Below are 18,553 nucleotides of genomic sequence, written 5' to 3'. Positions count from 1 at the left end.
GGTAAGCCTTGCCTAACCTATCGGAGATCGGGGCGCACGCCAACCACAGCACTCGGTGCGAGGGGGATCAGGCGAGGACACCCAACAGCGCCCGCGCACACAGGTCACGCACCTGCTCACGGGTCAACTCGCCGTCGCGCAGCCACTCCAGGCACACGGCCGTGGTGAAGGCGAGCCAGCCGCGCACGGCCAGGCGCACCTGCGGGGCACCCTCGAAGGCGGGCCCGAACTCGGGGTCGGCGGCGAGCGCGGCGAGGATCTGCTGCTCCTGGGCGGCCAGGGCCCGGTGGTAGACCCGGCGTACGGCCTGGTCGCCGGCCGCGTCCGCGCGGTGGAAGGCACGGAAGCCGTGGGCGTGGGCCTGGACGTAGGCGAGGTAGGTGTCGAGGCCGGCGGCGAGCTGCTCACGCACCGGCACACCGGGCACGGCAGCCGTCATACGCAGCATCCGCCCGCTCTCGCGCTCCACGACCGCCGCGAAGAAGTCCCGCTTGTTCGGGAAGTAGTGGTACAGCAGCCCGCGGGAGACACCGGCGATCTCGGCGACCTGCTCGATCCACACGTCGTCGTAGGGATTCTCCGAGAACAGCCGCGCACCGACCGACAGCAGCTGCTCACGACGCTCCTCGGTGCTGAGTCGGCGCCGGGCACGCTCCCCCTGGTTCGCGGGCATGGCGTCACTTTACTTGACGCGGGTTCAACAAGCGGCCCACACTGAAACGCGTTATTGAACCCACGTACAACACGCGCGTCGCGGATGCACGCGGAGGAACGCGGCAGGTTCACGTCACAGGCCCACGGCCCGCTGGATCAAGGGAGATCGGCGTCATGGCGGAGACAGCGGAGAAGACGGAGAAGACACCGGCGACGGAGCCGCGGCCGGGACTGCCGAAAGGCTTCCGCAGCGCCGAGCAGGGCTGGCCCGAACTGCGCCGCATCCCGCATCCGCCGCATCGGGTGCCGCTGCTCGGCGATGTGCTGGGCGCCGACCGGCGCAGGCCGGTGCAGGATTCCATGCGCATCGCGCGCGAGCTGGGGCCGGTCTTCCGGCGGCGGGCCTTCGGCAAGGAGTTCGTGTTCGTGTGGGGCGCGAAGCTGGTCGCGGACCTGGCCGACGAGTCCCGGTTCGGCAAGCACGTCGGGCTGGGCGTGGCCAATCTCCGGCCCCTCGCCGGGGACGGCCTGTTCACCGCCTACAACCACGAGCCCAACTGGCAGCTGGCGCACGACGTCCTGGCGCCCGGGTTCAGCCGGGAGGCCATGGAGGGGTACCACGGCATGATGCTGGCGGTCGCGCAGCGCCTGACCGACCACTGGGACCGCGAGGCGGCGGCCGGCCGTACGGTGGACGTGCCCGGGGACATGACCAGACTGACGCTGGAGACCATCGCACGCACCGGGTTCGGACACGACTTCGGCTCCTTCGAGCGGGACCGGCCGCATCCCTTCGTCACCGCGATGGTCGGCACGCTCACCTACGCCCAGCGTCTGAACAGCGTGCCCGCGCCGCTGGCCCCGCTGCTGCTGCGCGCCGCCGCCCGGCGCAACGCCGCCGACACGGCTCACCTCAACCGCACGGTCGACGACCTGGTCGCGGCCCGTCGGCGTTCCGGCCCGGCAGACGGTGACCTGCTGGACCGGATGCTGGAGACGGCGCACCCGGAGACCGGCGAGAGGCTGTCGGCGGAGAACGTCCGCAGACAGGTGATCACCTTCCTGGTGGCGGGCCACGAGACGACCTCCGGCGCGCTCTCCTTCGCCCTCTACTACCTCGCCCGGCACCCCGAGATCGCCGCCCGGGCCCGCGCCGAGGTGAACCGCGTCTGGGGCGACACCGAGCAGCCCGCCTACGACCAGATCGCCAGGCTGCGCTACGTCCGCCGGGTGCTGGACGAGTCGCTGCGGCTGTGGCCGACCGCGCCGGCCTTCGCCCGGGAAGCCCGCGCGGACACGGTTCTCGCCGAGGAGCATCCGATGCTCCGGGGCGCGTGGGCGCTCGTGCTCACCCCGATGCTGCACCGCGACCCGGACGTGTGGGGCGAGGACGCCGACCGCTTCGACCCCGACCGCTTCGATGCGGCGGCCGTACGGGCCCGTCCCCCGCACACCTTCAAGCCCTTCGGCACCGGCGCGCGGGCCTGCATCGGCCGCCAGTTCGCCCTGCACGAGGCGACCCTGGTCCTCGGCCTGCTGCTGCGCCGCTACGATCTCTCGGCCGACCCCGCCTACCGGTTGACCGTGACGGAACGGCTGACGGTGATGCCGGAGGGGCTGCGGCTGGGGCTGGAGCGACGGCGAGCGGTGCCGTCCGGGGAGCGGCGGCGCGACGAGGAGCGGGGCTGCGCCGGATCCGCGGCCGCCACCGCGACGACCGGCCCGCAGACGGGCGACGGCACCGTGCGGCACGCGCACCGCGCGGCGCCGTCACCGGAGCACCCGGCGTCAGCGACCCGCTGTCCGGTCCACAGGTCGGCTGACTGACGCCGGCAGCTTCTCCCGCGTGCCCGCGAGCCGCGTCGAGCCGCGGCCGGGTCGGGAAGAACGCGCCGGTGAGATCCGCGTGGGTCAGGCCGGCGTCGCGCAGCTCCGCGCCGACCCGGGCCTGCGGACCGTGCGGGTCAGCGCTGTGCGAGCTGTTCGACGGCCTTCCGTACCCGGCCCGCGCCGTCCTCCCCGGCCAGCCGCGCCGCGGCGGTCGCGGCGGCCCTGCTGTACGTCTGCCGGCGCACCGCCCGGTCGAGGGCCTCGGCGAGCCGGCCGACGCTCAGGGCGGCGAACGGGAGGGGCTCGGTGGCGGCGCCGATCGCGGCGAGCCGGGCCGCCCAGAACGGCTGGTCCGCCGTGACCGGCACGGGAACGGCCGGGACCCCGGCGCGCAGTGCGGCGGCCGTGGTGCCCGCGCCCGCGTGATGGACGACGGCGGCGAGCCGCGGCAGGAGCAGGGCGTGCGGCACTTCGCCGATGGTCAGTATGTCGTCGCCGTCGGCGGCGAGCCCGGCGGCGCCCGACTGCAGGATGCCGCGCAACCCCGCGCGCCGCAGCGCCTGTACGGCGATCTCGCTCAGCCGCTCGCCCTCCCCGCTCGCCATGGACCCGAAGCCGACGAGCACCGGCCGGGGCCCGGCCCGCAGGAAGTCCTCCACGACGGCGGGCAGGTGCTCACCGGCACCGACGTACGGCCAGAAGGTTCCGGCGACCTCCAGTCCGGGCCGCCAGTCTGCGGGACGTGCCACGAGGGCCGTGCTGAAGCCGTGCAGCACGGGCCAGTTCTCCTGTTCCCGGCGCCGGCGCATCGCGACCGCGGTCAGCGGCGGCAGCCCGAGGTCGCGGCGCAGCTCGGTGACCGCCTGCCCGAAGACGCGGTCGGCCATGCGCAGGGCGAAGCGGCCGGCCGCACGGTTACCGGCCCGGCCCAGTGACCGTACGCCCGTGACGACGGGCGGGAAGTCGCCGGTCGGTGCCGTCGGCTGGAGGTAGACGCCGAGGCTCGGTGTTCCGGTGGCCTCGGTGAGATGCCAGCCGAGCGGGGCCGTCGTGGCCGACAGCAGCAGCAGATCCGCGCCCTCGGCGGCCACCTCGGCGAACCCCCGGCCGAGTTCGCGGGCGAAGGCGGCGGCCGTGCGCATCAGTTCGCGTCCGCCGCCGGCGCCGCCGTGTGCCCGCGGGTCGGCGGGCAGCCGCCGGAAGCCGAGGCCGGCGCCGTGGGCGAGCGGGGCGAAGGCGTCGGTGGTGGCCAGCGTGACCTCGTGCCCGGCCTCGGCCAGTACGGCGCCGAGACCGGTGTAGGGCGCGACGTCGCCGCGTGATCCGGCCGTGGCGATCAGGATTCTCATGGGTGCTCCTCTGGATCGGTGCGGGAGCCGTCACGGCGCGCGGCGTTGGCGTGGATCGCCTTGCTCACATAGGCGGCGAGGCCGGGGCGTGCGTGTGACGGCGGCACGAGGAGGGCGAAGGCGCGCGGGTCGGCGGCGAGGTCGTCCGCCAGGCGCCGGTGCATGTCCGGCGGGCACGGGGCGAACCAGCGGGTGAGATGGCGGCGGTGCTCCTCGGCGAGGTCCATCGCCCGCTCGCCGTCGGCGGGTTCGTCCGCGTCGAAGGCGGCGAGCAGCTCGCCCCGCCAGGCGGCGGTCTCACCCATGAGCTGCCGCCAGTCCTCCTTGGTGTGCGCCCCGGCCCGTGCCATCGCCTCGCGGTACGCCGCCGAGTGCCGCCACTTCAGCTGTGCCGCGGTGGCGTAGCTGAGGTCGAAGGAGATCTCGCCGAAGACCTCGAAGCGTTCCTCGGGCGTGAGCGCCACCCCGGTGCGCTGCACCTCGATGGCCTGTTCCGCCACCTCGGCGAGGCGCTCCAGCCGGTCGATCTCCTCGCGCAACTGCCGCTGCCGGGAGCGGAGATGGTGCAGGGCGTTCGCCTGCGGGTCCCGCAGGATGACGGCGATCTCGTCGAGCGGGAAGCCGAGTTCCCGGTAGAAGAGGATCTGCTGGAGCCGGGCCAGGTCGGCGTCGCTGTAGGAGCGGTAGCCGGCCTGGCTGCGTTCGCTGGGCGCGAGCAGTCCCTCCTTGTCGTAGTGGTGCAGCGTCCGCACGGTCACCCCTGCGAACGCCGCCACCTGCCCCACCGAGTGGCCCATGCGCCTGCCCTTTCGTCCGCTCACAGCCTCAAGCCTGACGTTAGGGGAGGGTCAACTCGGCGCGGCTCCCGGCCGGGTCAGCGGCTGAACACCTCGAAGGCCACCGCCGGTGTGCCGCCGAAGCGCTCGGCGAGGGCGGTGGTCTGTGCGGTGAGGAACTCGCGGACGTAGGTCTCCGGGTCCTGGTCGGTCAACGCCTCGATGTAGGTGCGGTGTTCGAGCAGCGAAGCCACCGCCCGCTCCAGTCCGGGTGTGGCGTCGACGGCGTGGGTGGGTCTGCTGGAGCCGGCGATGGCGGTCCAGCGGACGCCGTTGAACGGTTCGAGGCCCTGCTCGACGAGTTCCGGGAAGATCCAGCGGTTGCCGGCGTCCGCGACGGCGTCCAGGGTGGCCCGGCCCACGGCCACGTGATCGGGGGTGTTCCAGGCGAAACCGCCCCAGGTGTCCCGGTGGTTGAGGGTCAGGACGAGTTCGGGGCGGTGGCGGCGGATGGCGGCGGCGATGTCCCGGCGCAGCGCGGGGCCGTACTCGATCACTCCGTCCCGGTGGTCGAGGAACTCCACCGTGGTGACGCCGACGACGGCGGCGCCGGACAGCTGCTCGCGCTCGCGCAGCGGGCCGCAGGTGGCCGGGTCCAGGGTGTCTATGCCCGCCTCGCCACGGGTCGCCAGGACATAGGTGACCTCCCGGCCGGCGTCGGTCCAGGCCGCGATGGCCGCGGAGCATCCGTATTCGAGGTCGTCGGGGTGCGCCACCACGGCCAGGGCACGCTGCCAGTCGTCGGGCATGGGCTGGAGTTGGTTGTGATTCGCCTCTGTCATGTGCCGCAGACTATGCGCTGCGCCGGGAGAGCCGACCGCGGTGGGCAGGTGTTGCGAGGGGCAGGTGTTGCGAGGGGCAGGTGCACGCTGGGCCGTGGGGCGTCTGCGGCGCCGTCGCGCGGCCGCGCCCACGCGGCGGCGGCCGCATGCCGGACAGAGCCCCGCGCCCCGTCGGACGCTGCCCGTGCCCGGCGCTTCACACCTCGTCGCGTGCCAGCGCCAGCAGCCGGTCCAGGACCCGCGGTGCGCCCGCGCGGAGGCCGTCGTGTTCGAACTCGTCGGTGACCCAGGTGCGCAGGCCGCGGATGGCGCGGGCGGTCTCCAGGGAGTGGGCGGTGTCGACGTACATGTCGTCGTGGTAGACGGCCGCCACGACCGGGACCTCGTTGGCGGCGAGGCGAGCGGGGTCGTACAGGGGCTGCCAGTCGGTGCGGGCCGCGAGCAGGTCGGCGGTCTCGCGCAGCGGGCGCAGCGCAGGGTCGGTCTCGAACATCCAGGGGTGGACCGTCTCGCCGGTGAAGAGCACGGGGCCGTCGCCCGTGAGCGCCTTCGCCGCGTCGAACTGCGGGAACTCGGCGCGGACCCGCTCGGCGGCCCAGGCGGTGGGGCGGGTGTCCTGGCCGTAGATCGACTCGTGGACGAGCGCGTAGAGGGGGTGCGCGGCGTACGACAGCAGGGACTGGGCGTGCTCCTGGAAGGCGTCCGACAGCTCCGGGCCGCCGGGGGTGCGGACGAAGGCGTCCTCCAGGAGGTGGTGCAGCCGGTGGCTGCCGTCGCTCGTGCCGAGCATCAGGCCGAGCGACTGGAAGGCCTCGACGGTGAACCGGTAGCCGTTCGGCAGGACCACGTCCTGGGTGAGGAGGTGGTCGGCGATGCGGCGGACCCGTTCCACGTCCTGCGGGTAGCGCGTGTAGTGCGCGGTGACCTTGCGTTCGATGCGCGGATAGGCCGCCCGGTAGACGTCGTCGGCGTGGGCGTGCAGGGAGGGCAGGCCGCCGGTGATGACGGCGGTGGCGAGGCCCTCGGGGGCGAGGGAGAGGTACGACACCGTGCAGAAGCCGCCGAAGCTCTGGCCGAGCACGGTCCACGGGCCGCCGCCGGTGACCTCGGGGCGGATGGTCTCGCAGTCCCGGACGATGGAGTCGGCGCGGAAGTGGGTGAGGTAGCCGGCCTGCTCGGCGGGGCCGCCGCGCAGCGGGAGCGTCTGCCGGGTGGCGGGTGTGGAGCTGCCGGTGCCGCGCTGGTCGAGCAGGAGGACGCGGTAGTCCTTCAGGGCCCGGTCGAGCCAGGCCTGACGCCCGACGAAACGATTCGCCCCGAAGCCCGGGCCGCCCTGGAGATACAGCAGCCACGGCAGTTCCTGCCCGGCCTTGTCACTCGCGACCACCTCACGGGCGTACAGCTCGATCGTCTCGCCGTCCGGGTCGGCGTGGTCGAGGGGCACGGTGAAGCGGCGGTCGGTGAGGATGACGCCGGGCTGGCGGTAGCTGAGGCTCAACGGGTCTCCCGGGACGGACGGCAGGGACGGGACCCAGTTCAGCACATGACCCGGGCGCCCGCCGACCCCCGGGATCATGGTTTGTCACTGAACCCACGGTCAGCTACGGCCGGGGTACGGCTCAGCGTGCGGCGAGGCCGGAACGGCGTACCCACCAGCTCCGGCTGGAGCACCACCCGGCGGTGCTCGTGCGTCCGCCCGCCCTCGCCCTGCTCGGTCCCCTCCAGCAGCACTCGGCGGCGAGGGCACCCATGGTGACGGCGGGCTGCCGTACCGGCCGGGCGCGAGCGGTTCGCGTACATCCGCACCGGCACCTGGTCGCCGGCCGGGCCGGAGCTGGACGGCACGGTGCTGACCGAGGAGAGCCGGGCCGCGAACTTCAGCAACGAGCTGGGCTGGACGGCACGGTCCGGTGTCTGCGCGACATCATGGGGCGGTGGCTGCTCCAGGAGTGTCAACGCGCCTGGGGCGAGCCGGACTTGGGACCGCTGCTGCGCGAGGCCGGCACCCGTGCCGCCGCCGCGCTCGGTGGTGGACGCCGGGGACGAGACGTTCCGGCCATCCGGTGGACGTGGTGCACGTCGTCGGCGGCGGCGCCCGCGACGCGCTGCTGTGCCGGCTGACGGCCGACGCCTGCGGACTGCCCGTGGTGGCGGGCGCGACGCAGGCGGCGTCCCTGGGCGACGTCCTCGTGCGGGCCCGGGCGCACGGGCTGGTCGGCGACCTGGCGGCGATGCGCCGGCTGCTCACCCGTACCCGGCCGCTGACCCGGTACGCGCCCCGTGGCGGCGGCGCCCGCCGGCGGGAGGCCGAGGCGCGGCTGGCCCCGGGGTGAGGGCGTCCGCCCGGCGAGGCCCTCTCCCCTCGGCGGTGTCCGCCCACTACCCTGCACTCATCCGATGACCGACGCCGAGGAGCCGCGATGCGTGTCGCCCTGTTCCTGACCTGTGTCAACGACACGCTCTATCCGGACACCGGACGCGCCGTGGTGAAACTGCTGACCAGGCTGGGGGTCGACGTCGACTTCCCGAGCGGCCAGAGCTGCTGCGGCCAGGCGCACTACAACACCGGTTACCGGCACGAGGCCGAGCCGCTGGCCCGGCACTTCTCCGATGTCTTCCGGGAGTACGAGGCGATCGTGACCCCGTCCGGGTCCTGCGGGGCGATGGTGCGGGAGCTGTATCCCCGGATGGGCGAGCGGGCCAGGGCCGAGGGGCGCGGGGACGCGCTCGCGCGGGCCCTCGCGCCGGTGGTGCCGAAGACGTACGAGCTGACGGAGTTCCTGGTGGATGTGCTCGGCGTGACGGATGTGGGCGCCTGCTACCCGCACACGGTCACCTATCACCCGACCTGCCACGGGCTGCGCGGCCTGGGCCTGGGCGACCGGCCGCGCCGGCTGCTCCAGGCCGTCAAGGGGCTGGAGCTGGTCGAGTTGCCGGGTGCCGAGGAGTGCTGCGGGTTCGGTGGCACGTTCGCGCTGAAGAACGCCGAGGTGTCGGCGGCGATGGGCGCGGACAAGGTGCGCAACGCCGAGTCGACCGGCGCCGAGGTGCTGTGCGCGGCCGACAACTCGTGTCTGATGCACATCGGCGGCACGATGAGCCGGCTGCGGACGGGCATGCGGCCGGTGCACATCGCGGAAATCCTGGCGAGCACGGAGGAGGAACCGGCGGCATGAGCGGAACGTTCGTCGGCATGCCGGCCTTTCCACAGGCCGCGCGGAAAGCCGTCCACGACCCCACCCTGCGCGGCAATCTGCGCCACGCCACGCACACCATCCGCGCCAAACGCGCCCGCGCGGTGGCCGAGCTGGACGACTGGGCGGAGCTGCGCGAGGCGGGCCGCAGGATCAAGGACCACACGCTGCGCCATCTCGACCGGTATCTGGAGCAGTTGGAGGAGTCGGTCACCGCGGCGGGCGGTACGGTCCACTGGGCGGCGGACGCCGACGAGGCCAACCGCATCGTCGCGGACCTGGTGAAGGCGACCGGTGAGGCGGAGGTCGTCAAGGTCAAGTCGATGGCCACGCAGGAGATCGGGCTCAACGAGGCCCTTCTCGACGAGGGCATCCGCGCCTACGAGACCGATCTCGCCGAGCTGATCGTGCAGTTGGGCAGGGACCGGCCCTCGCACATCCTGGTGCCGGCCATCCACCGGAACCGGGGTGAGATCCGGGACATCTTCCGCTCCGAGATGGGCGCGTGGGGCCGCCCGGCTCCCGAGGGGCTGACCGACACGCCCGCCGAGCTCGCCGAGGCCGCCCGGCTGCACCTGCGGGAGAAGTTCCTGCGGGCCAAGGTCGCCATCTCGGGCGCCAACTTCATGGTCGCCGAGACCGGCACCCTGGTGGTCGTCGAGTCCGAGGGCAACGGCCGGATGTGCCTGACCCTCCCCGAGACACTGATCTCGGTCGTCGGCATCGAGAAGATCGTGCCCACCTGGCGGGACCTGGAGGTCTTCCTGCAGACCCTGCCCCGCTCCTCCACCGCCGAGCGCATGAACCCGTACACGAGCATGTGGACCGGCACCACGGACGAGGACGGGCCCCGGACCTTCCACCTGGTGCTGCTCGACAACGGCCGCACCGACACCCTCGCCGACCGGGTGGGCCGCCAGGCCCTGCGCTGCATCCGCTGCTCGGCCTGTCTGAACGTGTGCCCGGTGTACGAGCGGGCGGGCGGCCACGCCTACGGCTCGGTCTACCCGGGCCCGATCGGCGCGATCCTCAGCCCCCAACTGCGCGGCACGGCCAGCGAGATCGACGCCTCGCTGCCGTACGCGTCGAGCCTGTGCGGCGCCTGCTACGAGGTGTGCCCGGTGGCCATCGACATCCCCGAGGTGCTGGTGCACCTGCGGGAGCGGGTCGTGGAGGGCGGCCCGGCGGTGCGGCAGGGCAACAAGGTGGTGCTGAAACCGGCCAAGGGACACGCGGCCGAGCGGGCGGCGATGCGGGCGGCGCGCTGGGCGTTCGCCCACCCCGCCGCCCTGCGTGCCGGTCAGCGGCTCGCCTCCCGCACCCGCCGGCTGCACCCCCGCACCCTGCCGGGCCCGGGCAAGGCGTGGAGCGGCACCCGGGATCTGCCGGCCGTGCCGGCGGAGCCGTTCCGGGACTGGTGGCAGCGCACGCACGGCGGAAAGGACGGCGCCAAGTGAGCAGCAGGGACAGGATCCTGGGCCGGGTGCGGCGGGCGCTCGCCGATGTCACACCGGACGAGCGGCCGTACGGGCAAGCGGTGCCCCGGGACTATCTGCGCGAGCACGGAGAGCGCACGACCGGGCAGACGGTGGAGCTGCTGGCCGAGAACCTGGCGGACTACCGGGCGATCGTGCACCGCGCCGACGCGGAGGAACTGCCGCTGCTCATCATGCGGCTGCTGGCCGAGCACGGCGCGCAGGAGGTGCTGGTGCCGTCCGGGCTGCCGCCGCAGTGGATGGCCGCGGCGGACCCGGTGCGGATCCACGACCGGGCGTCGAGCACGACGCAGCGGCTGGACCGGGTGGACAGCGTGGTGACGGGATGCGCCGTGGCCATCGCCGAGACCGGCACGATCGTCCTGGACGGCTCCCCCGACCAGGGCCGGCGCCGTATCTCGCTCATCCCCGACCACCACATCTGTGTCGTGCGCGTACCCGGCCAGGTCGTCTCCTCGGTCCCCCAGGCCCTCGAACGCCTCGACCCGGTCCGCCCGTTGACCTGGATCTCCGGCCCGTCGGCCACCAGCGACATCGAACTGGACCGGGTGGAGGGCGTGCACGGCCCGCGGAAGCTGGAAGTGATCCTGCTGAGCTGACCGGGTCGGCGGCAGGGATGCGCGGAGTGACCCAAGAGTGGCCCAGGGGTGCGCCCGGGCTGCCCGGCCTCTTCCCGGCACGGCCGCTGTCCCAGACGTCCGGACGGCCCCGGGTGAGACGGCCGGGCGCGGTGGCCACGCGGATGCGCTACGCGGTCCGCCGACGGCCGCGCAGCGCCGGCTCCGTGCGCCAGGCGGACCTCGGCGCGTCCGCGTCCACGCCGAGCGGGTCGCTGCGGTGGTCCACGGTCATCGACGAGTGACGCCATTCGGGCAGCTGCGGCTGTCTCCAGAGGTGCGGCACGGATCGTCTGACTCGTTTCACCCGGCCGGAGAGCACGCTGCCGCCGGCGCCGTTAGCGTGAGGGAATGATCCGGTTCGAGCACGTCACCAAGCGCTATCCGGACGGTACGACGGCCGTGGACGACCTCTCCTTCGAGGTGACCGAGGGCGAGCTGGTCACGCTGGTCGGGCCGTCGGGCTGCGGCAAGACGACGACCATGATGATGGTGAACCGGCTCATCGAACCGACCTCCGGCCGGATCCTCGTCGACGGCGAGGACATCGCCGGCGTCGACCCGGTGCGACTGCGCCGCCGTATCGGGTACGTCATCCAGCAGGTGGGCCTCTTCCCGCACCGCACCGTCCTGGACAACACCGCGACCGTGCCCGCACTGCTCGGCTGGAAGCGCGCGCAGGCAAGGGCCCGGGCCGCCGAGCTACTGGACCTGGTGGGGCTGGACCCGAAGACGTACGGGCCGCGCTACCCGGAACAGCTCTCCGGCGGGCAGCGGCAGCGGGTCGGGGTGGCGCGGGCGCTCGCGGCGGATCCGCCCGTGCTGCTGATGGACGAGCCGTTCGGCGCGGTCGACCCGGTGGTGCGGGAGCAGTTGCAGGACGAGTTCCTGCGCATGCAGGCCGCCGTGCGCAAGACGGTGCTGCTGGTCACGCACGACATCGAGGAGGCCGTCCGGCTCGGGGACCGCATCGCCGTCTACGGACAGGGCCGCATCGAGCAGTTCGACACACCGGGCGCGGTGCTCGGGGCACCCGCGACCGCGTACGTCGCCGGTTTCGTGGGCGCGGACCGGGGGCTGAAGCGGCTGTCGGTCACCGCGATCGAGCGGGACGACCTGGAGCAGCCGCCCGTGGCCCGGCTGGACGAGCCCGCCGAACGGGCCGTCGAGCGGCTGCGGGCCGAGGGCGCGCGGTGGACGGTGGTCCTCGACGGGCACGGCGATCTGCACGGCTGGGCCGGCATCGACGAACTGGCGGCGGGCGGCCGGGTCGGGGACCTGGCCCACCGGATGACCGCATGGGTGCCGGTGGGCGCGCCGCTGAAGCAGGCGTTCGGGGTGATGCTCCAGTACGACGCCGGGTGGGTCGCGGTGCTGGACGGCGCACGCTTCCTCGGCGTGCTCACCCCGGCGAAGCTGCACGAGGCGCTGCGCCGCTCGGTGGACGCGGATGCGCGGGGCGTGACGCGGGGGCAGGTGCCGTTCGACTCGGTGGCGGACGCGTGAGGCCTCCTACTTCAGCAGGCCCTCTTCCTTGAGGTAGGTCCGGGCCACGTCGGCGGGCAGCCGCCGCCAGCTGTCGACCTGCTGGTTCAGCTGTGCCAGGTCCTTCGTCGTGAGAACGTCGTTGAGCCTGCCGAGCGCCTTGGCCACGCGGTCGCTGCCGGCGCGGGAACGGTTGACCACCGGGACCACGTAGTCGGCGTTCTGCAGATGCCTGTCGTCGGCGAGCAGCACCAGGCCGAAGGAGTCGAGCGTGGCGTCCGTGGTGGTGGTCAGCACCATCTGGTCCCGGCCCTCCTGCACGGCCCGCTTCGCCTGTGTGGTGCCGACGCCCTTGGGGTCGACGCCGGTGATGCCGATGCCGTACACCTTCTTCAACCCCGGTTCGCAGTACGGCCGTTGCACACACTCGTCACCGGCGGCGAGCCGCACCTTCAGCTTCGCGGCGCCGAGGTCGCTGAGGGTCTTGAGGTGGTGCTCACGGGCGTAGGCGGCGCTGACCGCGAAGGCGTTCTGGTCGACGGCACGGCCGGGTGGGAGGACGGTGAGCCCACGGGGTGTGGCGAGCGTGCGCAGGGCGTCCATGGTGGCGGCGAGGTCGGGTGAGCCGACCGGTCGCGCGTCGGCGCCGTGGGTCTTGGCGTTCAGCCAGTCGGCGAAGGTGGCCGCGTACTCCGGCACGACGTCGATCTGCCCGGACTCCAGCGCCGGTTCGTACAGCTCCCGGTTGGCGACCGTGAGGATGGAGGTCTTGTACCCCGCCTGGTTCAGCAGCTGTTCATACATCTGGGCGAGCAGATCACTCTCGGTGAAACCGGCCGAGCCGATGGTCAGATGGCGACTGTCACCGGGCGGCGCGGTGACCTGCCCCCGGTTCTCCAGGGAGGGGCCGGTGGAGCAGGCGGTGAGGGCGAGGAGAGGGAGGAGAGCGAGGACCCTTCTGACGGACCGTGCCAGGTGTACGGGGGCTCCGCACGTCGACCGCTGCGGCTCCGCGGGGGCACCGTCCACCGGCCGTTGCACCTCTGCAGAGGCCCCGCCCACCAACCCTTGCGGATCCGCCAGGACACCGCGCATCGACCGCCACGAGCCCACAGGAGCACCACCCGCCGGCCCTCGCGGGTCTGCGGGGACGCCGCCCGTCGGCTGCCCCCGGTCCCAGCATGCGCCGGTCGTCGGGCACCCCGTACCCACGCCGTTGCCGGTCATCGGCCGGACCGCGCCCACGTCGGTGTCAGCCTCTCCGCGAGTTCGAAGATGCCCTCGACGGCCAGTGCGAAGACGGCGACGAGCAGGGCGCCGGCGACCACCTGGGGTGTGCTGGCGAGGTTGAAGCCGGCGGTGATGATCCGGCCGAGGCCGCCGCCCCCTGCGAGCGCGGCGATGGTGGCGGTGGCGACGAGCTGGACGGCGGCGATCCGCACCCCGTTCAGGATCAACGGCAGCGCCAGGGGCAGTTCCACGCGCAGCAGCATCTGCCGTCCGGTCATCCCCATGCCCCGGGCCGCCTGTACGACACCGCGGTCGACCTCGCGCATGCCGACGTAGGCGTTGGTGAGCAGCGGCGGTACGGCGAACAGCACCAGGGCCACCACCGTGGGCCCCTCGCCCCACCTGCCGACCGGCGTCAGAAGCAGCAGGACCAGGACCGCGAAGGTGGGCACGGCCCGGCCGATGTTGGAGATGTTCACGGCGAGCGCGCCGCCCTTGCCGAGGTGGCCCAGGACCAGGGCGACGGGCAGCGCGATCAGGCAGCTGAGGACCAGGCAGACCACGGTGAGCACCAGGTGCTGGAGCAGCCGGTGCCGGACCCCGTCGTCGCCCGACCAGTGCGCGGGGTCGGCGAGCCAGTCCCAGGTCGCGGTGAGCGTGCTCATGCGCACCCCGTCCTCGTCCTCGGCCGGGCGGCGCTCATGCCCGTCCCGCCTTCGCCCCGACGGCCCTCGGGCGTGCCCGCCGGCGCCGTGGCGGCACGCGTGCGCGGCCCGCCCTGGTCCAGGGCGTGATCAGCCGCTGCACGCCCAGCAGGAGCAGGTCGGCGGCGACGGCGATCAGCACGCACAGCACGGACGCGGTGAGGACCTGCGCCTTGAAGTAGGTGTTCATGCCCGCGTAGATGAGGTTCCCGAGGCCGCCGAACCCGACGATCGCGCCGACCGTGACCAGGGACACCGCCGACACGGTGGCGATGCGCAGACCGGCCATCGCGGCGGGCAGGGCGAGGGGCAGTTCCACGGTGAGGAGCAGGCGGACCGGGCCGTAACCGAGGCCGCGCGCGGCCTGCCGGGTCTCCTCCGGGACCGCGCGCAGGCCCGCGAGGATGTTCCGGACGAGCAGGGTGAGCGAGTACAGCACCAGCCCGGCGACGACGAGCGTGGCCGAGAGGCCGTACAGGGGCAGGAGCAGGGAGTACATCGCCAGCGAGGGGATCGTGTAGAGGACCGTCGTCACCGCGAGGACCGGCCCCGCCGCCCAGCCCCAGCGGCGGGCCAGCACGGCGAGCGGCACGCCGATGACCAAGCCGATCAGGACCGACAGGACGGTCAGCTGAAGGTGTTGCACGACCGCGTCGAGGAGGATCTGGCGGCGGGTGCTCAGATAGGCGCCGCAGATCCACTCGTTGCGCGCGAGGCAGTCGTCCGGGGGCGCGGTCACGGTTTCATTGGACCGGGTGGACGAGCGGACCGGCGCGCTGTGCTGGCCCACACGGGGCACAGCCGGCCCGCGCGGAGGGCAGGGCGGCTCACAGAGGCACATGGGGTGCCAGGCCATTCCGGAGCAGCCCCCTAGGTCCAGACGCCGCGAGGCGGGGGGGGTGGCGGACTCCGGGTCGGGGTGGGCGAACCGAGCCTCGTACCCCGGGATGCGCCGCTCCAGGCTCGCGGCCGGCATCGCGTCCTTGCTGTCGAAGAGCTGGTACATCGACCGCTTGGAGACGCCCTCCTCCCGGCACGTGGTCCCCACTCGACACAGGATCTGAACAAGCGCTTAGATAGGTGGCCGGACCCCGCTCCCGACCCGCCGGAGGCCCCGTTGTTCACGTCCGTCGACGACGTCGCCGCCCGCCTCGCCGAGACCGGCTACCTCGCCTCGCCCGCCGTCGCCACGACCGTGTTCCTCGCCGACCGGCTGGGCAAGCCGCTGCTGGTCGAGGGTCCCGCGGGGGTCGGCAAGACCGAACTGGCCAAGGCCGTCGCCCAGGTGGCCGGGGCGCGGCTGGTCCGGCTGCAGTGCTACGAGGGTGTGGACGAGTCCCGGGCGCTGTACGAGTGGAACCACGCCAAGCAGCTGCTGCGGATCAGCGCAGGCCGCGACGAGAGCTGGGACGAGACCCGCACCGACATCTTCAGCGAGGAGTTCCTGCTCCCCCGGCCGCTGCTCACCGCCATCCGGGGCGACGAGCCGACGGTGCTGCTGATCGACGAGACCGACAAGGCCGACGTCGAGATGGAGGGGCTGCTGCTGGAGGTGCTCAGCGACTTCCAGATCACCGTCCCGGAGCTGGGCACGGTCGCCGCGACCCGGCGCCCGTTCGTCGTCCTCACGTCCAACGCCGGGCGGGAGCTGTCCGAAGCGCTGCGCCGCCGCTGCCTGTTCCTGCACATCGGTTTCCCCGAGGAGGAACTGGAGCGGCGGATCGTACGGCTGAAGGTGCCGGGCCTCGGTGCGGCGCTGGCCGAGTCGGTGGTCCGGGTGGTCGGGGCGCTGCGCGCGATGGACCTGCGCAAGGCGCCGTCCGTCGCCGAGACCATCGACTGGGCGCGCACCCTGCTGGCGCTGGGCGCCGACACGCTGGACGAGACGGTCGTACGGGACAGTCTCGGGGTGATTCTCAAGCACCAGGACGACATCCAGCGGGCGGCGGCGAAGCTCGACCTGGACGCGCTGTGACCGCGGTCGCCGAGCGGATCACCGGACTGGTCGGCGCGCTGCGCGCGCACGGGGTGCGGATCGGCACGGGCGAGACGGTGGACGCGGCCCGCGCGGTGCAGGCGCTGGGGCTGGCGGACCGGGAGCGGCTGCGCGAGGGGCTGGCCGCGACGCTGCTGCACGGCCCGGGGCAGCGAGCGGTGTTCGACCCGGTCTTCGACCTGTACTTCCCGCGCGGGGTCGGCGGGCCGGACGGGGAATCCGGGGACCGGGAGGCGCTGCGCGACCGCCTGGCGCAGGCGCTGGCGGCCGACGACCGTGCGCTGATGGCCCGGTTGGCGCGGGAGGCGGTCGACGGCCTGGGCGGGTACGGCAGTTCGTCCGGCTCGGACGGCTGGTCGGCGTACCAGACCCTGGACCGGCTGCGCCCGCAGACCCTGTTGGCCCGGGTGCGGGCCGATGCGCGGGACCGGGACGGCAGCGGTGCCGGCTTCGCGGACCGGCTGCTGGACGACGAGATCCGGCGCCGTATCGAGGAGTTCCGCCGGATGGTCGGGGCGGAGGCGCGGCGCCGGGTCGCCGAGCGGCGCGGCCGGGACGAGATCGCCCGGCGCGGTGTCGTACCGACCGCCGACCGGGTGGACTTCCTGTTCGCCAACCGGGACCAACTGGCCGAACTGCGCAGGGCGGTTCAGCCGCTCGCGCGCAAGCTCGCCACCCGGCTGGCGGCGCGCCGCCGCCGGGCCGCGCGCGGGACCGTCGACCTGCGCCGCACCCTGCGCTCCTCGCTGTCCACGGGCGGGGTGCCGATGCGGCCGGTGCTGCGCCGGCGCCGCCCGGTCCGCCCCGAACTGGTGCTGCTCTGCGATGTGTCCGGCTCGGTGTCCGGCTTCTCGGACTTCACGATGCTGCTGGTGCAGGCGCTGCACGACCAGTTCAGCAAGGTCCGCGTGTTCGCGTTCGTCAACCGGCTGGACGAGGTGACCGGCCTGCTCGGCCACGGCCGTGCCGACCCCGACGGCTTGAGCGCCCGGATCCGCGCCGAGGCCACCCTCACCGGGTGGCACGGCAGCAGTGATTACGGCGTGGCGCTGGGCGAGTTCGCCGAACGGTACGGCGGTGTGGTGGGCCCGCGCACGACCGTGTTCGTCCTCGGGGACGCCCGGACGAACATGAGCGACCCGAACCTGGCCGCCGTACGGGAGGTCGCCCGGCGGGCCCGCCGCGTGTACTGGCTCAACCCCGAGCCGCGCGCCCAGTGGGGCACCGGCGACTCGGCCGCGCCCGCCTACGCCGAGCTGGTCGAGATGCACGAGTGCCGTACGGCCCGTCAGCTCGGCGCGCTGATCGCCCGGCTGCTGCCGGTGTGATCGACTGGTCCCGGACGACCGCGACCGGCACCTGATCCGCAGCGAAGGACGTACGCCATGAGCAGCCACTCCCCCGTATCGCTCGGCAGCTTCCCCACGCCCCTCGAACCGGCCCCGCGGCTGGCCGCCGCGCTCGGGCTCGGGCCCGAGGACCTGTGGATCAAGCGGGACGACCTGACCGGTCCGGGCGGCGGCGGGAACAAGATCCGCAAACTGGAGTGGACGGTGGGCGCGGCTCTCGCCGAGGGCGCGGACACGCTCGTGACCACGGGTGCACCGCAGAGCAACCACGCCCGGCTGACCGCCGCGGCTGCCGCCCGGCTGGGCCTGTCCGCCGTCCTCGTGCTGCGCGGCACACCGGGCACCTCGCACTCCGGGAACCTCGCGCTGGACGGGCTGTTCGGGGCGCGGCTCGTCTGGGCGGGCGAGGCGGACCGGGCGGGGCTGGACGCGGCGGCGGCCGAGGTGTGCGCGCGGCTGCGGGCCGGCGGTGCCCGGCCCGCGCTGATCCCGTTCGGCGGGTCGGGTGTGCTGGGCGCCCGTGGCTATGTGCGCTGCGGCGAGGAACTGGACGAGCAGCTGCCCGAGCTGCGGACGGTGGTGGTCGCGCTCGGCTCGGGCGGCACCATGGCCGGGCTGGTCGCGGCCCTGGGCACCGGTGCGGTGCTCGGCGTGGACGTGGGCGCCCTGGCCGACCCGGCGGCGGCCGTGGCGGAGTTCGCGGCGCCGCTCACCGCGGAGAAGGTCACGGCCGAGGGGCTGCGGGTGCGCCGGGACCAGGTGGGCGCCGGGTACGCGACGCTGACCGGCCCGGCGGGCGAGGCGCTCCGGCTCGCCGCCCGCACCGAGGGCCTGGTCCTGGACCCCGTTTACACGGCCCGGGCCCTCGCCGGCCTCCGCGCCGCCGTCCGCGACGGTGACATCCGCCCGGGCGGGAAGACGGTGTTCGTCCACACCGGCGGCCTGCCCGGCCTCTTCGGCCACCCGGACACCGTCACCTTCGCGGAGGAGGGTGCGGGATCCTTCGAGGGCTGAGGGCATCGCAGGAGCGG

Annotated in this window: 17 protein-coding genes and 1 pseudogene; 10 read left to right on the top strand and 8 right to left on the bottom strand. The window is 73.7% G+C overall.

Annotation, left to right across the window (positions count from 1 at the left end; translation table 11 throughout):
* Positions 1–67 precede the first annotated feature (67 nt).
* The gene (locus ABT171_RS07805; protein WP_351240912.1) at positions 68–673 is read right to left on the bottom strand and encodes a TetR/AcrR family transcriptional regulator; all 606 of its coding nucleotides are present in this window, start codon (positions 671–673) and stop codon (positions 68–70) included.
* Between the two features lie 155 nt (positions 674–828).
* Here ABT171_RS07805 and ABT171_RS07800 point away from each other — a divergent pair, with 155 nt between their 5' ends.
* Positions 829–2,481 carry a cytochrome P450 gene (locus ABT171_RS07800; protein WP_351240910.1) on the top strand — a complete coding sequence of 551 codons (1,653 nt, stop codon included), beginning with the start codon at positions 829–831 and terminating at the stop codon, positions 2,479–2,481.
* Between the two features lie 137 nt (positions 2,482–2,618).
* On the opposite strand, the gene ABT171_RS07795 is transcribed toward ABT171_RS07800, so the two are convergent.
* The 4 genes from ABT171_RS07795 to ABT171_RS07780 form a co-directional block, all read right to left on the bottom strand.
* The gene (locus ABT171_RS07795) at positions 2,619–3,833 is read right to left on the bottom strand and encodes a glycosyltransferase (protein ID WP_351240908.1); all 1,215 of its coding nucleotides are present in this window, start codon (positions 3,831–3,833) and stop codon (positions 2,619–2,621) included.
* Complete coding sequence (locus ABT171_RS07790) at positions 3,830–4,630, bottom strand: MerR family transcriptional regulator (protein ID WP_351241111.1); 801 nt, start codon at positions 4,628–4,630, stop codon at positions 3,830–3,832. The genes ABT171_RS07795 and ABT171_RS07790 overlap by 4 nt, the downstream gene beginning before the upstream one ends.
* Positions 4,631–4,707: 77 nt before the next feature.
* The gene (locus ABT171_RS07785; protein ID WP_351240906.1) at positions 4,708–5,451 is read right to left on the bottom strand and encodes a PIG-L deacetylase family protein; all 744 of its coding nucleotides are present in this window, start codon (positions 5,449–5,451) and stop codon (positions 4,708–4,710) included.
* A 196-nt stretch (positions 5,452–5,647) separates the two neighbouring features.
* Positions 5,648–6,949: an alpha/beta fold hydrolase gene (locus ABT171_RS07780; RefSeq protein ID WP_351240904.1), complete on the bottom strand. Its 1,302-nt coding sequence runs from the start codon at positions 6,947–6,949 to the stop codon at positions 5,648–5,650.
* A gap of 264 nt (positions 6,950–7,213) precedes the next feature.
* Between ABT171_RS07780 and ABT171_RS07775 the strand changes: the two are divergent.
* The 6 genes and pseudogenes from ABT171_RS07775 to ABT171_RS07750 form a co-directional block, all read left to right on the top strand.
* A pseudogene (locus ABT171_RS07775) lies at positions 7,214–7,784 on the top strand (FGGY-family carbohydrate kinase); the annotation flags it as partial.
* A gap of 87 nt (positions 7,785–7,871) precedes the next feature.
* The gene (locus ABT171_RS07770; protein ID WP_351240902.1) at positions 7,872–8,627 is read left to right on the top strand and encodes a (Fe-S)-binding protein; all 756 of its coding nucleotides are present in this window, start codon (positions 7,872–7,874) and stop codon (positions 8,625–8,627) included.
* The gene (locus ABT171_RS07765; RefSeq protein WP_351240900.1) at positions 8,624–10,102 is read left to right on the top strand and encodes a LutB/LldF family L-lactate oxidation iron-sulfur protein; all 1,479 of its coding nucleotides are present in this window, start codon (positions 8,624–8,626) and stop codon (positions 10,100–10,102) included. Before ABT171_RS07770 ends, ABT171_RS07765 begins: the two co-directional genes overlap by 4 nt.
* The gene (locus ABT171_RS07760) at positions 10,099–10,740 is read left to right on the top strand and encodes a LutC/YkgG family protein (RefSeq protein ID WP_351240898.1); all 642 of its coding nucleotides are present in this window, start codon (positions 10,099–10,101) and stop codon (positions 10,738–10,740) included. The genes ABT171_RS07765 and ABT171_RS07760 overlap by 4 nt, the downstream gene beginning before the upstream one ends.
* A gap of 26 nt (positions 10,741–10,766) precedes the next feature.
* Positions 10,767–11,003 carry a hypothetical protein gene (locus ABT171_RS07755; RefSeq protein WP_351240896.1) on the top strand — a complete coding sequence of 79 codons (237 nt, stop codon included), beginning with the start codon at positions 10,767–10,769 and terminating at the stop codon, positions 11,001–11,003.
* Positions 11,004–11,109: 106 nt separating this feature from the next.
* Positions 11,110–12,264, top strand: coding sequence for a betaine/proline/choline family ABC transporter ATP-binding protein (locus tag ABT171_RS07750; protein ID WP_351240894.1), 1,155 nt, complete (start codon positions 11,110–11,112; stop codon positions 12,262–12,264).
* A 6-nt stretch (positions 12,265–12,270) separates the two neighbouring features.
* Here ABT171_RS07750 and ABT171_RS07745 read toward each other — a convergent pair whose 3' ends face one another.
* The 3 genes from ABT171_RS07745 to ABT171_RS07735 all read right to left on the bottom strand — a co-directional run bounded on the left by ABT171_RS07745 (position 12,271) and on the right by ABT171_RS07735 (position 14,916).
* Complete coding sequence (locus tag ABT171_RS07745) at positions 12,271–13,272, bottom strand: ABC transporter substrate-binding protein (protein ID WP_503074385.1); 1,002 nt, start codon at positions 13,270–13,272, stop codon at positions 12,271–12,273.
* A gap of 194 nt (positions 13,273–13,466) precedes the next feature.
* Entirely contained in the window at positions 13,467–14,138 is a 672-nt protein-coding gene (locus ABT171_RS07740) for an ABC transporter permease (protein ID WP_351240892.1), read from the bottom strand.
* Positions 14,139–14,172: 34 nt separating this feature from the next.
* Positions 14,173–14,916: an ABC transporter permease gene (locus ABT171_RS07735; protein WP_351241107.1), complete on the bottom strand. Its 744-nt coding sequence runs from the start codon at positions 14,914–14,916 to the stop codon at positions 14,173–14,175.
* A 378-nt stretch (positions 14,917–15,294) separates the two neighbouring features.
* Here ABT171_RS07735 and ABT171_RS07730 point away from each other — a divergent pair, with 378 nt between their 5' ends.
* From ABT171_RS07730 to ABT171_RS07720, 3 genes are read left to right on the top strand one after another with little or no spacing between them, the layout of a single operon-like run.
* Positions 15,295–16,152: an AAA family ATPase gene (locus ABT171_RS07730; protein ID WP_351240890.1), complete on the top strand. Its 858-nt coding sequence runs from the start codon at positions 15,295–15,297 to the stop codon at positions 16,150–16,152.
* Positions 16,149–17,501: a VWA domain-containing protein gene (locus ABT171_RS07725; protein WP_351240888.1), complete on the top strand. Its 1,353-nt coding sequence runs from the start codon at positions 16,149–16,151 to the stop codon at positions 17,499–17,501. Before ABT171_RS07730 ends, ABT171_RS07725 begins: the two co-directional genes overlap by 4 nt.
* A gap of 57 nt (positions 17,502–17,558) precedes the next feature.
* Complete coding sequence (locus ABT171_RS07720; RefSeq protein WP_351240886.1) at positions 17,559–18,536, top strand: pyridoxal-phosphate dependent enzyme; 978 nt, start codon at positions 17,559–17,561, stop codon at positions 18,534–18,536.
* The last annotated feature ends 17 nt before the right edge of the window (positions 18,537–18,553 follow it).

Origin of the sequence: Streptomyces sp. NPDC001851 (assembly GCF_040297165.1) — a bacterium.
Taxonomy (GTDB): Bacteria; Actinomycetota; Actinomycetes; order Streptomycetales; family Streptomycetaceae; genus Streptomyces.
This window is presented reverse-complemented; position numbering and strand designations above follow the sequence as displayed.

What these genes read in the sequence shown, in the direction of transcription:
- ABT171_RS07805 (WP_351240912.1), bottom strand. Translation starts at nt 673, where the DNA reads ATGCCCGCGAACCAGGGGGAGCGTGCCCGGCGCCGACTCAGCACCGAG.
- ABT171_RS07800 (WP_351240910.1), top strand. Translation starts at nt 829, where the DNA reads ATGGCGGAGACAGCGGAGAAGACGGAGAAGACACCGGCGACGGAGCCG.
- ABT171_RS07795 (WP_351240908.1), bottom strand. Translation starts at nt 3,833, where the DNA reads ATGAGAATCCTGATCGCCACGGCCGGATCACGCGGCGACGTCGCGCCC.
- ABT171_RS07790 (WP_351241111.1), bottom strand. Translation starts at nt 4,630, where the DNA reads ATGGGCCACTCGGTGGGGCAGGTGGCGGCGTTCGCAGGGGTGACCGTG.
- ABT171_RS07785 (WP_351240906.1), bottom strand. Translation starts at nt 5,451, where the DNA reads ATGACAGAGGCGAATCACAACCAACTCCAGCCCATGCCCGACGACTGG.
- ABT171_RS07770 (WP_351240902.1), top strand. Translation starts at nt 7,872, where the DNA reads ATGCGTGTCGCCCTGTTCCTGACCTGTGTCAACGACACGCTCTATCCG.
- ABT171_RS07765 (WP_351240900.1), top strand. Translation starts at nt 8,624, where the DNA reads ATGAGCGGAACGTTCGTCGGCATGCCGGCCTTTCCACAGGCCGCGCGG.
- ABT171_RS07750 (WP_351240894.1), top strand. Translation starts at nt 11,110, where the DNA reads ATGATCCGGTTCGAGCACGTCACCAAGCGCTATCCGGACGGTACGACG.
- ABT171_RS07740 (WP_351240892.1), bottom strand. Translation starts at nt 14,138, where the DNA reads ATGAGCACGCTCACCGCGACCTGGGACTGGCTCGCCGACCCCGCGCAC.
- ABT171_RS07720 (WP_351240886.1), top strand. Translation starts at nt 17,559, where the DNA reads ATGAGCAGCCACTCCCCCGTATCGCTCGGCAGCTTCCCCACGCCCCTC.